Below are 13,611 nucleotides of genomic sequence, written 5' to 3' on the forward strand. Positions count from 1 at the left end.
CTCGATCGGAGGGACCCCCACCGCCCGTAGTGTGGCAGCTGCCGTGATCGCGGTGGCCGCACTCATCACGGCCGCGAACGCGGGCCCGGCCAGAGCGACGGACGACGGCTCCCGCTCCACCGCGCCGGCCACCGCCGAACACGCACCCCGCTGACCCCTCTCACCTGCCGCTCGGCGGGACAGCCCCTGTCCCGCCGGGGCGCTCCGTTCCTGTGGAACGGACTGGATCAGTTCGGCGAAACGCCGTGTTCCGTTTGACAGAAAGCCCTTCCATCGAGCTCCCGTCCTGCCAGTCTCGGTCCGCCCACCCGGATGTCATGTCCGGGACGAGCACGCCGTCCCGACCACGGACCAAGAACCACGGACCCCCGACCCCGGACCGTCGACTGGAGCCCCCGATGTCCCGCACCAGGACCCACCGCCTCGGCCGAGCCGCCGCCGTCGCGGGCAGCGCCGCCGCCCTCGTCGTCGCCCTGCCGTTCACCGCCTCCGCGGGCGTGCTGCAGAACCTCCCGGAGAACGCCACCACGTTCCAGAAGTTCTTCGAGCCGCTGTACGACTACGACACGGACAGCTGCTATCCCGCCGCCGCCATCGACCCCGACGGCAACCTCAACGGCGGCCTGAAGCCGACCGGCGCGGTCACCGGCGACTGCCGGGACGGCCACCTGAACAACGCCAACACCTACTCGCGGGCCAAGTGCAACAACGGCTGGTGCGGGATCGTCTACGCCGGCTACTTCGAGAAGGACGAGGCCTCCCCGGGCATCGGCCACCGCCACGACTGGGAGTGCATCGTCGTCTGGGCCAAGCAGGGCGCGGACACCCCGTCGTACCTGTCCGCCTCCCAGCACGGCGACTTCGAGACCGAGGCGGTCGCCGACGTCCCCATGAGCGGCCAGCGCGTCGAGGTCGTCTACCACAAGGACGGCCTGAGCACCCATGACTTCCGGTTCGCCAAGTGGGGCGAGACCCCGGAGAACGACACCGGCGCCTGGCACCAGGAGAACCTGCTCACCTGGGACGACATGGCGTCCAACCTGCGCGACATCCTGAACGCGTCCAACTGGGGAGACGCCAACTTCCCCCTCCAGGACTCCCGGTTCGACGACCACCTGAACAAGGCGAAGCCGGCCGACATCACCTTCGACGCGTACGCCTGACCCGGCCCGCCCTCGGCCGGGAATCCCGGGTGCTGTTTGTCAGTGGCATGTCCTAGTCTTCATCACATCCGCCACACGCGGCCCACAGCGCACGCACACCTGTGGGCCGCGGTCCGTGGCACCCACTTCATTCGATCCGGGGGGTTCGAATCAGCGTGCGTATGCGCACCCGCACCGTCACGGCCGCCACCACCCTGGCGGTCCTCTTCAGCTCCGCGGCCCTGGCCGCCACACCGGCCGTCGCCGACACCAGCGCCCTGCTGCCGATCAAGTCCACTGGTGACATCGTCGTCGACGGCGTCCACCAGCAGGTCTTCATCAGCGACCCGAGCAACGGCAAGATCGTGGTGACCGACTACTCGGGCAACGTGCTCAAGCAGCTCACCACCGACCTCTCCGGTGTCACCGGCCTCGAGCTGTCCGCCGACTCCGGCACCCTCTACGCGGCCGTCCGGGACCTCGACGCCGTCGCCGTCATCGACACCGCGACCGACGCCGAGACCGCCCGCTACACCGTGGGCGACAAGCCGCGCAGCGTCGCCCTCGCGGACGGCAAGCTGTGGTTCGGCTACGGCGACTCCGCCGAGGGCAACATCGGCTCCGTCGACCTGACGAACGACCAGCACACCGTCACCCTCAACCAGGACAACAGCTGGTACTCGGCGCCCGTCCTGGACGCGGCACCCGGCACCGACATCCTGGTCGCGGGCGACCGCGACACCAGCCCCGCCTCGCTGACCTCCTACGACGTCTCGTCGGGCACGGCGACCCAGCTGGCCCACATCCGCACCGACGGCAGCAACGTCAACGACCTCCAGGTCACCCCCGACGGCAAGGACGTCGTGGTGGCGAGCGGAGCGCCGTACTACCACCAGGTGTACAGGACGTCCGACCTCAACGAGGACGGCAAGTACACCACCACCACCTACCCGAACTCCGTCGCCATCGCACCCGACGGCACGGTCGCGGCCGGCACCGACTCCTGGTACGACCCGGACGTCTACATCTTCCACCCGGGCAGCAGCGAGGCCGTCCGCTCGTACGACTTCCCCAACACCGGTACCTCCAGCGGCGCCGACACCCTCGCAGCCGGCGGGCTGGCCTGGGTGCCGGACGGCTCCCGCCTGTTCGCGGTGACCTCCAACAGCGCGGGCGTGTACTCCCTGCGCGAGTACGACACCCCGGGCCGGGCGGCCACCACCGTCACGGTGAACGCCCCGGCGACGGCGACCCGCGCCAAGCAGCTCACCGTCACCGGCACGGTCTCCTCGACGGCCGCACTGCCCGCCGGCACCCAGGTCACGGTCACCCGCACCGACCTGGATTCCCCGAACGGCAAGGCGCTGCCCGCCGTCACGGTCAAGGCCGACGGCACCTACTCCTTCACCGACACCCCGCCGGCCGGCGGCAAGGTGACGTACCAGGTCTCCTACGCGGGCGACGCCGACCACACGGCCTCCTCCGCCAAGGACACCGTGGACGTCTCCCGCGCCAAGCCGACGCTGACGCTGAACAACAACGGCAAGGTGTACTCGTACGGGCAGGACGTGAAGTTCACGGCCCACCTCGGTACGACGTACAAGAACCGCACGGTGGAGATCTGGGCCGACCCGTTCGGCTCGGACAAGCCCAACAAGCTGGCCAAGTCCGGCAAGGTCGACTCGCACGGCAACCTGTCCGTCACCCTGGACCTCAAGCGCGACACCAAGGTCACCGCGAAGTTCACGGGCGACGCGCGCTGGCAGCCGCGGTCGGTGTCCAGCTCGGTGGGCGCCAAGGTCAGCATCTCCATGACGGCGAGCCGCCAGTACAAGACGAAGAAGGTCTGGGGCCAGACCTACGCCTTCTTCCACAAGACCAAGAACCCGCTGTTCACGACCAAGATGCCGTACTACAGCGGCCGTTCGCAGCGGTTCGACTTCCAGGTCTACTACCAGGGCACGTGGTACTCGGACACCTCGAAGTACTTCGCGCTGGCCACCAGCGGCCTCTCCCAGGTCGAGTTCACCGGCAGCCACAAGGAAGACGTCGGCTGGCGCTTCCGGGTCCGTTCCGACTACATCAACGGCACGTCCGGCGACACCGTCAACTCCACGACCTACGGCGCGTGGAAGTACTTCACCTTCACGAGCTAGTACCGGTGACTCAGCTGGTCTGAAGCTGCCGCAGGTGCTGCTGGACATGGTCCAGGGCACCTTCCCGGCGGCCCGGCACCCTGAGTCTCAACTCCGCGAGCGCGGGTCCGAGTTCACGGGCCCGCGCCGCGTCCTTGATGGCGCCCCACTGGTGGTGGGCCCGGTCCACGGCCGTCTCGACGGCCGGTGCGTCGGCCGGCTGCCCGGCGGCCAGCCGGGCGTGCGCGACGGTCAGCCAGGTACGGCAGCTGCGCGCCGCGTCCCCGGCGAACATCGCCAGGTCGGCCCGTACTTCGGACCAGTGCAGGGCGTCCTCGGAGGCCGGCCCGTGCGCCCGCGCGGCGGCCTCCTCCCAGCGGGCGGCGAGCCCGTCGGCCTCCGCGTACCGCCCGCCCCGCGCGGCCGTGCTGATGGCGTCGTGCGGATCCCCGCTGTCCGGGGTGTGGGTGCTGAACACCATGCTGCCGGCGGCCTCGGCACCGAGCCGCGCGAGCACCTGCTGGTGCAACTGCGTCATCGGCGGCCGGTGCCCGCTGCGCAGCACGGTCGCCACGGCCTTCATGTACGACGGCGCCGCGATCTCCCGCCGGGCCGGCGGCGGAGCGATACGCCCGTGCACGGCGTTGTTGCGCCCGGAATCCAGGGGCACGGTACGCAGCCACTCCCAGGTCTCGTGGTCGGCGTGCAGGTCGAGGACGAGCGTGGTCGCCCCGGCCGGCCGCAACCGCAGCTCCTCCCGGATCCAGTGCCAGGGCAGGCCGGTGTAGCGGACGGTGGCGGGCGTGGTCCGGGCCAGCGCGAGATGCGGCAGCCGCTGCTTGCGGTCCAGATGCAGCTGGCCGATGACGAACACGGTCAGCGGGCCGGGGGCGGCCGCGGCGGCCCGCAGCCGGGTCAGGACGGCCTGCGGCTCCAGGGGGTCGGCGAGTTCGACGACGTTGGCGGTGTCGGTGCCGGAGAGTATCGCCGGGGGGACGGCCGCGAGCACGGGGAGCACGGAGGCCGCGTCCACCAGACACCCCTTGCCCCTCGGCGAGGCCGCGAGCAGCAGCACGGTTCCGGGCATCGGCCCTCCCCCTTTGTTCCCCAGGTCCACTTACGTCAGCACGGTAACCGCTGCGCCTGCAAAGCGGAGGGTGCGGGAGAGGTTTGGGGTGGGATGGGAGTGTTCCGGGGTGCGGGAGAGCACGACCGGCCGGGGACCTGTGCCCGCGGGCCTCTTGACGGCCACCGCGTTGCCCGCCTCGCCCGTGTCCCGTCAGGGCTCCGCCGTTCTGCGGATCGCGAAGATCGTGGTGTCGTCGGAGAGACGGCCCCGGCTGTGGCGCAGGACGCCGTCGCGGAGGTAGGCGACCAGCAGGGCCGGGTCGGAGGTGCCGGCTCGGGCGGCCTCCTCGCGCAGCGCGTAGAACTCGCCGTCCGCGTTCCGCGCCTCGGTGACGCCGTCCGTGGTGACCAGGAGGGTCTCGTCGGCGGCGAGGGGGACGGTGCGGGTCGGCGGGAGGCCGGAGCCGGTCGCCAACTCGGCCATGCCCAGCGGGAGTCCGTCGCCCTGCGGCAGCGCGCGTACCCCCGCCGGCCCCACCGCCAGCGGCGGCTCGTGGCCGAAGTTGACCATCTCCACCGCGTCCGGCACGCCCGGCGCAAACCCCAGCAGCACCGCCGTGGCGAACCGGTCGCCGTCGTCGCGGCCCAGCGCGACCGTGTGGCCCCGGTGGCGGAGCATCCGGGTCTCCAGCCGGCCGGCCACCGTCGCCAGGTCCTTCTCGTGGTAGCCCGCCTCACGGAACGTGCCCAGCAGCGCGGCCGCCGCCTCCACCGCGCCCAGCCCCTTGCCCTGCACGTCCCCGACCAGCACCCGGGTGCCGTGCGGGCCCGGCTGGATGTCGTAGAAGTCGCCGCCGACCCGGGCCACCGTGTCGGCGGCGAGATAGACCTCCGCGTGGTCCAGCCCCGCCCACCCCGGCGGCAGCGGACGCAGCACGGTCCGGCGGGTCGTCTCGGCGATGTCCCGCATGTGCAGCAGCCGCCGCTCGCTGCCCGCCCGGACCGCACAGGCGAGTACGGCCAGCAGCCCGGCGAAGGTCACCAGGATGAAGTCGGGCAGCCCGGCCTGGTATTTGTGCGGCCAGAGGCTGTCCACGACGGCGTAGTCCAGGACCGCCAGCACCGCGAACACGGCCGTCGCCCGGACCCCGCAGATCGCCGCCGCGATCCCGGGGACCAGCACGATCCAGGAGATGATCCGGAACCGCTCCGTGGTGTTGAGGTCGACCGCGGTGATCCCGGCCAGCAGCAGCAGCGGCGCCGCCCAGGAGAAGCTCCGGCCCCGGGCCCACTGCAGGGGCTGCCGGCGCGGCAGATCCTGCCACCGCCGCGGGGCCGGGTGGTCGGTCACGACAGTCAGGGAAACACGCCCCGGGACCCGCCGCATGTCGTGGCCGGCGTACCCGGTTCGTACGGCCGACTTGCCAGGGGGTACCCACAGGTGTGCTCTGGAACCTGGGGGCGAGGAGAGAGGAGCACTCTCATGGCTCAAGCGGCACCCACGACCGGCGGTATGCCCCGGCGCGGCCCCACGCCCGACATCTTCAGCCCGCACACCCACGTCATGGCCAGACTGGCCTTCCCGATCGTGACCGGGCTGATCTACGGCTACTGGGCGGCCGCGAACCGGCGCAGCGGCGGGCCCATCACCGGCTGGAACCTGCTGTTCGGCTTCGTGACCGCGATCGTCTTCGCCCTGGTGCTGTTCGGCGTGCTGACGATCGCCCCGCGGCTGCGGCGGGAGGTGCACGCGCTGATGTGGACGGCGTTCATAGGGATCGCCTTCGGCTTCCTGTACAGCCAGAGCGGAGAGTCGATCCTGCGCTCCACCGGCATGTCCCTGGCGATCGCGGCGGTGACCTTCGTCGTCATGTTCTACCGGTTCTACACGCACGAGGACGCGGTGGGCCACCGCGTCCGGTGACCGCTCCCGCCCACGCGTTTCCCCTTTTACCCTCACGGGTTGTTTCCCCTCACCGGCCGCCGGGCCGCCCGAGGGCACCCGGCGACATCCCTGCGGAGCCGCTCCGGCCGTTCCACCTGGCAGGAGACCTCCGCAGAACCAGGAAACACCCGTTCGGGCCAACCCTCCACCGGAGCACGGCACCCCAAGGGTTTCCGGCGCCCGGCCGCCCCCTCCTGGCCGCCGTGTCGTCCGTTCGGCTCGACCTGACGCCCCGCCGTGCCCCGGATGCAGTCACCCCGCTCGCCTGACCTGCCCTCAGGGGCTTGCCTGGAAGCGTGCCCTCAGTGCCCTCCGCGCCTTCCGAGCCCACAGGGCCCGCGCGGCCCGTACGGCGCACCCGGGCCGTACGTCTCCGGATCGCCCTGTCGGCCCTGCTGATCGCGCTGTCCTGTCTGCTGCTGCCGTTCGGCGCGCTGGCGGCCTGGGCGGCGTACGGGCTGGCGGACACCGGACAGTACGTCAGCTCGATGGCACCGCTCGCCGACGACCCGGACATCCGGGACGCCGTGGCGGACACCGTCGGCGAGGGCATCATGCGCGAGGTGGACGTCGGCCGGCCGATGCAGGGGACGGTGGCGCCCTTCGTGCGCGAGGCGGTCCGCTCGTTCACGCAGACCCGGGCGTTCCGGCTGGCCTGGGACGCGGGCAACCGGGCCACCCACGACGCGGTCCTGCGCGCGCTCCAGGACGGGCGCGAGGAGGCCGTGACCGTGGACCTCGCCCCGGTCACCGCCAAGGTCAAGGACCAGCTCACCCAGGACCATGTGCCGCTCGCGGCCCGTATCCCGGTCCAGCACACGGCCGTCGCGGTGCTTCCGGCGGCGGAACTGGACCGGCTCCGGAAGGGGTTCCACGTGCTCGAGGTCGCCGGCTTCTGGCTGCCCGTCGCGGCCGTCGTCTTCGCGGTCGGCGGTATCGCCGTCGCCGTCCACCGCCGCCGTGCGGTGCTGGCGACCGCGCTGGGTACGGCGCTGGGCGGCGCCCTGCTGGGGCTCGCCCTCACCGTCGGCCGCTCGCTCACCCTGGCCGGCCTGCCGTCCGACGTCTCGCACCCGGCCGCGGCCGCCGTCTACGACGCCCTGACGTCCACCCTGCGCACGGTCTCCTGGCTGCTGCTGGGCCTGGGCCTGACGGTGGCCGTGCTGGCCTGGCTCGGCGGACACGTCCGCCGGCGTCCGGGCAAGGAGCAGGAACCGGCCCCCGACACGCCCGATTCCGCTGCCCTCAGGGCGGATTCACAGTCTGCCGGCCAGAACATGCCCATCCCGTAACCGGCCGCTCCGGCGGCGGACACACGGGGGGCGTCCCGGCCGGGCACCGTGACGGAACGACGGCCACCGGTACGGAACACCGGCGGCCGACGTGAGCTGAGGAGCCCCCACCCGATGATCCGTCTCACCGCGCGCCGTGCCACCGTCGCCCTCGGTGCCGGCCTCGCCCTGTCGATCGCCGCCGCCCTGCCGGCGCAGGCCGCCGACGTCACCGAGGCCCAGTGGCTGTCCGACGTCGCCGCCGTCACCGGCCCCGCGCAGAGCTACATCGACTCCCGTGCCGCCGCCAACACCTCCGGCGCCAGGCTCGCGATCGTCCTCGACATCGACAACACCTCGCTGGAGACCTACTTCGAGGGCGGCATCACCGTCCCCGCCACCCCGCCGGTGCTCGCCCTCGCCCAGGACGCGCACGCCAAGGGCGTCAGCGTGTTCTTCGTCAGCGCCCGCAGCAACCTGTTCAACGTGGTGACCAAGTCCAACCTGACCTCGGTCGGTTACCCCGTGGACGGCCTCTACGCGCGGACGGTCGCACAGCTGCTGACCGAGTCCATCGCGGACTTCAAGACCTCGCAGCGCAAGGCGATCGAGGCGAACGGCTACGACATCGTCGCCAACATCGGCAACAACACCACGGACCTGTCGGGCGGTTACGCCGACACGACGTACAAGCTCCCCGACTACGACGGCCTGCTGGACTGACGCCCCGGGGGGCGGTGCGCCGCGAGTTCCGCGAGCGTGCGCAGCGCCCCCACCAGCTCGGGCTCGCCCGCCGAGGCGAGCCCGAGGCGTACCGCGTCCGGGGTCCGTTTCGGGTCGACGCGGAAGGCGGTGCCGGGTGTGATGCCGATCCCGTGCGCCGCCGCGGCCGCCGTGAAGCCGTCCGCCCGCCAGGGCGCGGGCAGCTCCCACCAGGCGAAGTACCCGCACGGATCGGCCCGTACGGTGAACCCGCCGAGCAGCTCGCGGACGAGCCCCTGCCGCCGCCCGGCCTGCGCCCGCTTGGCCGCGACCAGCCGCGCCACGGTCCCGTCCGCGATCCACCGCACGGCCGCCTCCAGCGCGAACGCCCCCGGCCCCCACCCCCCGGACCGTACGGCCGCCGCCACCGCGTCCACCCGGTCCTGCGGTACGACGACGAACCCGACGGTGAGGCCGGGCGCGACCCGCTTGGAGAGCGAGTCGACGACATGGACGAGGCCGGGCGCGAGCGCGGCGAGCGGCGGCTCGGGGCCGGTGCCCAGAAACGACCAGACCCGGTCCTCCACGACCGGCAGCGCCAAGTCACCGACACAACGGGCCAGTTGGAGCCGTCGCTCGGTCGGCACGGTCAGGGACGTCGGGTTGTGCAGGGTCGGCTGGAGGTAGAGGGCGGAGAGCGGGGCGGACCGGTGCGCGGCGCGCACGGACTCGACGACAGGCCCCTGCTCGTCCGTCTCCACCGGGACGAGCGTGACGGAGAGCCGGGCCGCGACCTCCTTGACCAGCGGATACGTCAGCGGCTCGACCCCGACCCGGCCGCCCGGCCGGACCAGCGAGGCCAGGGTGGCGGCGACGGCCTGCCGGGCGTTGCCGGTGAAGAGGACGCGGCCGGGTTCGGGCCGCCAGTCGCCACTGGCGAGCAGCGCGGCGACGGCCTCCCGGGCCCGCGGGGTGCCGTCGGCGGCGCCGGTGCGCAGCGCGTCGCCGAGCGCGTCGGGCCGCAGCAGGGGGGCGAGGGCGGGGGCCAGCAGTTCCGACTGCCCTTGCACGGAGGGGTAGTTGAGCTCCAGATTCACGCGAGCGGTGCCGTCCTCGACCAGCGCCCGCCCCTGCGGGGTGACCTCGGTGGCCCGGACGAAGGTGCCGCGCCCGACCTCGCCCACCACCAGCCCGCGCCGCACCAGTTCGGCGTACACCCGCCCGGCGGTCGAGGCGGCGATCCCGTGCCGGCGCGCGAACGCCCGTTGCGGAGGCAGGCGTTGCCCGGTCCGCAACCGCCCCCGCGCGATGTCCAGCGCGATCCGGTCGGCGATCCCCCGAAAGTCGTCCACGCCCCGTCCCCCTGCCCACATTGCACCGAGGGCAAAGATCTTATTGCACCGAGAAGTTGGCGGCACCTAGGGTCGTCCACATGCCCCCCTTCCTCGCATACGACGACATTGACCCCCAAACCTCGCGCACCCCCTTGCTCCTGATCCACGGCCACCCCTTCGACCGCACGATGTGGCACCCCCAGCGCACCGCCTTCGCCCCCTCCCGCCGGGTCATCGCCCCCGACCTGCGCGGCTACGGGGCTTCCCCGGTCACTCCCGGCGTCACCCCGCTCTCCCGCTTCGCGGCGGACCTGGAGGACCTCCTCGACGCGCTGAAGGTGGAGACCTGCGTTCTCGTGGGCCTGTCGATGGGCGGCCAGATCGCCATGGAGTGCTACGGCCGCTTCGGCACCGACCGCGTACGGGGCCTGGTCCTCGCGGACACGTTCCCCGACCCGGAGACACCACAGGGCAGGCGGACCCGCAACGCCATGGCCGACCGCCTGCTCCGCGAGGGCATGCGGGGCTACGCCGACGAGGTCCTGGAGAAGATGGTCGCGCCCTACGCCCGTCCGGAGGTGAAGGCCCACGTCCACCGCATGATGACGGCCACCGACCCCGAGGGCGCGGCGGCGGCCCTGCGCGGCCGGGCCGAACGCCCCGACTACCGCCCCCTGCTGACGAAGGTCACGGTCCCGGCGCTGGTGGTGGTCGGCACCGACGACGCGTACACCCCCGTCTCCGACGCCGAGGCCATGCACGCCCTCCTCCCCGACGCCACCCTCCGGATCATCGACGCGGCGGCCCACCTCCCGAACCTGGAACGCCCCGAGGAGTTCAACCGGGCGCTGGGGGAGTTCCTGGCGCGGGTGGACGGAGGATCGTAACGTCGGTCACGTGACGCACCCGAGTCAGCCCGCCCGGAGCCCGAGGGCAACGGCGCTCGCACTCAGCCACAGCGACAGCGACAGCCACAACCACAGATGTCAGCCCGTCCGGCGTTTGAGGACGAGGCCGTTCAGGCCGATGCGGGGGTCCGGGGGCGGCAGCCCCCGAAACGGCGCCCGGCCACTCCGCACCCGGCGACTCGGCGCCTACACAGCCGCCCTGATCCTCCTCGGCGTGACCCTCGTCGTCGCCTGCCGTGCCGCCGACACCGACGCCGTCACCCCCGTCCCCCAGCTCCTCGCCTTCCTCCCCTGGCTGCTGGTCCCCACCCTGCTCGGGCTGCTGCTCACCCTGCTCACCCGCTGGTGGCCCGGCCTGGTCTGGGGCGCCGCCCTGCTCCTCGCGCTCGGCTGGTTCATCGAGCCGCACGGCAGCGGCGCCGAACCCGCAGGCACCCCGCTCGCCACCTTCCGCGTCCTCACCTCGAACGTCGAGTTCGGCGCCGGAACCCCCTCCCTCGTCCCGCAGATCCGCCGCCAGAGGCCGGACATCGTCTTCGTGGAGGAGTGCGAGTACACCTGCCAGGCCACGCTGGAGAAGGAGCCCGGCTACCCCTACCGCACGGCTGTCGTCGCCGGCGGCTCGACCGGCTCGCTCCTGCTGTCCCGCTTCCCGCTCCGCGCCACCGACGGCGTCCCCGGCACGATGGGCATGCCCGGCGCCGTCGCCGACGTCGACGGTCACGCCGTACGCCTCCAGCTCGCCCACCCCATGCCCCCGCTCCCCGGCCAGGTCGCCCTCTGGCGCCGCGAGCTGGGCCGCCTCCGCGACTTCGCCGCCGCCGACACCACGACCCCGACCGTCCTCGCCGGCGACTTCAACGCCTCCCAGGACCACGCGGCCTTCCGCCGCATCCTCGGCGCCGGCCGGCTGCGGGACGGCGCCCGGCTCGGCGGCGCCGGCCGTACCGCCAGCTGGCCCGCCCCCACCGCCGCCGTGTTCGGCGCCCAGATCGACCATGTCCTGGTCTCCCGGGACTTCTCGGCGACCGGCGCCCGCTTCCTGCGGCTGTCCGACACCGACCACCGCGCCCTCATCGTGGACATCACACTTCACCGGCAACCGCACCGATAATGGGCGCATGTCCCGCGAGTTCCCGATCGGCCTCACCCCTCCCGACTGGCTGGTAAGGAACCTCCGGCCCCAGCAGGCCCCACCCCTCAACTGGCCCGCCCTCGCCCGCGCCGCCCTCGGCATGGCCCTCCCGCTCACCGTCGGGCTCATCGTCGGACAGCCCGCGTACGGCGCGCTCGCCTCCATGGGCGCCCTGTCCGGGGTCATCGGCGACACCGCCGACGCCTACCGGATGCGGATCCTCAACATCGCGGTCCCGCAGCTCTTCGGCGCCGTCGGTGTCACCGTCGGCGCGCTGGTCTACGGCCAGGGCTGGCTGACGGTCGTCGTCATCACCGGCATCGCGCTGATCTCCGGGATGATCTCGACGATCGGCGCGGTCTCCTCCGTCTCCGGCCTCCTCCTGCTGCTCAACTCCGTGATCGGCGCGGGCCTGCCGCTGCCCGGCGCCTGGTGGCTGACGCCCGTCCTGATGACCGGCGGCGGCCTGCTGGTCCTGCTGCTCGCCCTGCTGGCCTGGCCGCTGCGCTCGGGCGTACCGGAACGCTCGGCGGTCGCCGCCACCTACCGCACGGTCGCCGACCAGCTCACGGCCATCGGCACGTCCGACGCCGAGGAGTACGACCGTGCCCGGCACACCGTCACCCAGTCGCTGAACCAGTCGTACGACCTGGTCCTGGCCCGGCGCGCCCGGTACCGCGGCCGCAGCCGGGACCTCACCCGCATGCTGGCCCAGCTGAACGCGATCACCCCGGTGGTGGAGGCCGCCCCCGCCGCCCGGCTCGCCGGAAAGCCGCTGCCGCCCGAGATCCCCGCGGCGGTCCACCAGATCGCCGACGCCATCGACGCCGACTACACCGGCCCGACGGAACTCGACCTCCCCGAGCCGCAGAGCGAGACCGCCCGGGCCGTCGACCACGCCCTGCGGCACGTCGCCGACGTCGCCACCACCCCCGACGTCGACCCTCCCCCACGCTCGGCTTCGCTCGCGCGGGGGGACCCCCATGGCATCGACGACCGCCTCGGCCGCCCCGCCGCCCTGGGCATCCGCACCGCCCGGGCCGCCCGCAACGTCGTGCTGTCCGCCAACTCCTGGCGCTACGGCATCCGCCTCGCCCTGTGCATCGGCATCGCGCAGGCACTGGTGTCCCTGGTCCCGGTCCCGCGCTCCTACTGGGTCGCGCTCACCATCACCTTCGTCCTCAAGCCCGACTTCGGCTCGGTGTTCTCCCGGGCACTGCTGCGCGCGCTGGGCACGGTGGTGGGCCTGGTGGTGGCGGCGACGGTCCTCACCCTGGTCCCGCGCGGCTGGTCGGACATCCCGGTGATGCTGCTCCTGGCGCCGCTGATCCCCGCCCTCACCCCCCGGGGCTACGGCTTCCAGACCGCCGCGGTCACCCCGGTGATCCTGCTCCTGTCCGACGTGCTGAACCACCAGGGCACCGGCCTGCTCCTGCCCCGCCTCCTGGACTCCCTGATGGGCTGCGCCATCGCGCTCGTCGCCGGGTATCTGCTCTGGCCGGAGAGCTGGGGCACCCGGGTCGGCGACCGTCTCGCGGACGCGGTGGCGGACACCGCGGACTATGTCGACCTGGCCTTCAAGGAGGGCGCGGACCCGGCCGCCCGCGCCCGGATGCGCCGCCGCCTCTACCGCGACCTGTCCACCGTCCGTACGGAGTTCCAGCGCGCCCTGACCGAGCCGCCGCCCACCGGCCGCCGCGCCGCCGCCTGGTGGCCGCTCGTCGTCGCCGTGGAACGGATCGTCGACGCGACGACGGCGGCCCGGGTGCGGGTACGGCACGGAGCACCGCCCCCGCCCCGGGCCGAGGTGGACCAGATCGCCCTGCAGCTACGCGAGTTGGCGGAGGGTGTCCGCGAGTCGGACACCCTGATCGCGGTCCGCACGGACCTCACGGGCCCACCGGGCAGCGTCCTGGAACCCCTGCGCCAGGAGGTGGCGGCGGCACGGGCGATCGCGTCCCCGCACTGAGC

The 13,611-nt window shown here is 72.9% G+C and carries 12 protein-coding genes; 9 read left to right on the plus strand and 3 right to left on the minus strand.

The window, feature by feature from the left end; translation table 11 throughout:
- Window positions 1–31: 31 nt before the first annotated feature.
- The 3 genes from ACFWXC_RS06125 to ACFWXC_RS06135 all read left to right on the plus strand — a co-directional run bounded on the left by ACFWXC_RS06125 (window position 32) and on the right by ACFWXC_RS06135 (window position 3,298).
- Window positions 32–154, plus strand: coding sequence for a hypothetical protein (locus ACFWXC_RS06125; RefSeq protein WP_351738298.1), 123 nt, complete (start codon window positions 32–34; stop codon window positions 152–154).
- A 244-nt stretch (window positions 155–398) separates the two neighbouring features.
- Entirely contained in the window at window positions 399–1,163 is a 765-nt protein-coding gene (locus ACFWXC_RS06130) for an NPP1 family protein (RefSeq protein ID WP_384473812.1), read from the plus strand.
- Window positions 1,164–1,324: 161 nt separating this feature from the next.
- A complete protein-coding gene (locus tag ACFWXC_RS06135) occupies window positions 1,325–3,298 on the plus strand; it encodes an Ig-like domain repeat protein (RefSeq protein WP_384473815.1) in 1,974 nt (657 codons plus the stop codon).
- Between the two features lie 10 nt (window positions 3,299–3,308).
- Here the strand turns inward: ACFWXC_RS06135 and ACFWXC_RS06140 are convergent, their stop codons facing one another.
- Both ACFWXC_RS06140 and ACFWXC_RS06145 read right to left on the minus strand, forming a co-directional pair.
- Complete coding sequence (locus ACFWXC_RS06140) at window positions 3,309–4,364, minus strand: hypothetical protein (RefSeq protein WP_384473818.1); 1,056 nt, start codon at window positions 4,362–4,364, stop codon at window positions 3,309–3,311.
- A gap of 192 nt (window positions 4,365–4,556) precedes the next feature.
- On the minus strand, window positions 4,557–5,732 hold the full coding sequence (locus ACFWXC_RS06145; RefSeq protein WP_384473820.1) for a PP2C family protein-serine/threonine phosphatase: 1,176 nt from the start codon (window positions 5,730–5,732) through the stop codon (window positions 4,557–4,559).
- Window positions 5,733–5,828: 96 nt separating this feature from the next.
- Between ACFWXC_RS06145 and ACFWXC_RS06150 the strand changes: the two genes are divergently transcribed.
- The 3 genes from ACFWXC_RS06150 to ACFWXC_RS06160 all read left to right on the plus strand — a co-directional run bounded on the left by ACFWXC_RS06150 (window position 5,829) and on the right by ACFWXC_RS06160 (window position 8,284).
- Window positions 5,829–6,269 carry a hypothetical protein gene (locus ACFWXC_RS06150; protein ID WP_384473823.1) on the plus strand — a complete coding sequence of 147 codons (441 nt, stop codon included), beginning with the start codon at window positions 5,829–5,831 and terminating at the stop codon, window positions 6,267–6,269.
- 404 nt (window positions 6,270–6,673) lie between these two features.
- Window positions 6,674–7,582 (plus strand): hypothetical protein, encoded by a 909-nt coding sequence (locus ACFWXC_RS06155; RefSeq protein ID WP_384474178.1) that lies wholly within the window; start codon window positions 6,674–6,676, stop codon window positions 7,580–7,582.
- Window positions 7,583–7,696: 114 nt separating this feature from the next.
- Window positions 7,697–8,284: an HAD family acid phosphatase gene (locus ACFWXC_RS06160; RefSeq protein ID WP_384473826.1), complete on the plus strand. Its 588-nt coding sequence runs from the start codon at window positions 7,697–7,699 to the stop codon at window positions 8,282–8,284.
- Here the strand turns inward: ACFWXC_RS06160 and ACFWXC_RS06165 are convergent.
- Window positions 8,263–9,615 (minus strand): PLP-dependent aminotransferase family protein, encoded by a 1,353-nt coding sequence (locus tag ACFWXC_RS06165; RefSeq protein WP_384473829.1) that lies wholly within the window; start codon window positions 9,613–9,615, stop codon window positions 8,263–8,265. The genes ACFWXC_RS06160 and ACFWXC_RS06165 overlap by 22 nt on opposite strands.
- Before the next feature lie 80 nt (window positions 9,616–9,695).
- Here ACFWXC_RS06165 and ACFWXC_RS06170 point away from each other — a divergent pair, with 80 nt between their 5' ends.
- The 3 genes from ACFWXC_RS06170 (at window position 9,696) to ACFWXC_RS06180 (ending at window position 13,609) form a co-directional block, all read left to right on the plus strand.
- Window positions 9,696–10,484, plus strand: coding sequence for an alpha/beta fold hydrolase (locus ACFWXC_RS06170; protein WP_384473832.1), 789 nt, complete (start codon window positions 9,696–9,698; stop codon window positions 10,482–10,484).
- 139 nt (window positions 10,485–10,623) lie between these two features.
- Window positions 10,624–11,619: an endonuclease/exonuclease/phosphatase family protein gene (locus ACFWXC_RS06175; protein ID WP_384473835.1), complete on the plus strand. Its 996-nt coding sequence runs from the start codon at window positions 10,624–10,626 to the stop codon at window positions 11,617–11,619.
- Window positions 11,620–11,626: 7 nt separating this feature from the next.
- Entirely contained in the window at window positions 11,627–13,609 is a 1,983-nt protein-coding gene (locus ACFWXC_RS06180; RefSeq protein WP_384473838.1) for an FUSC family protein, read from the plus strand.
- Window positions 13,610–13,611: the final 2 nt, after the last annotated feature.

Source organism: Streptomyces sp. NPDC058683 (assembly GCF_042716195.1).
Classification (GTDB): domain Bacteria; phylum Actinomycetota; class Actinomycetes; order Streptomycetales; family Streptomycetaceae; genus Streptomyces.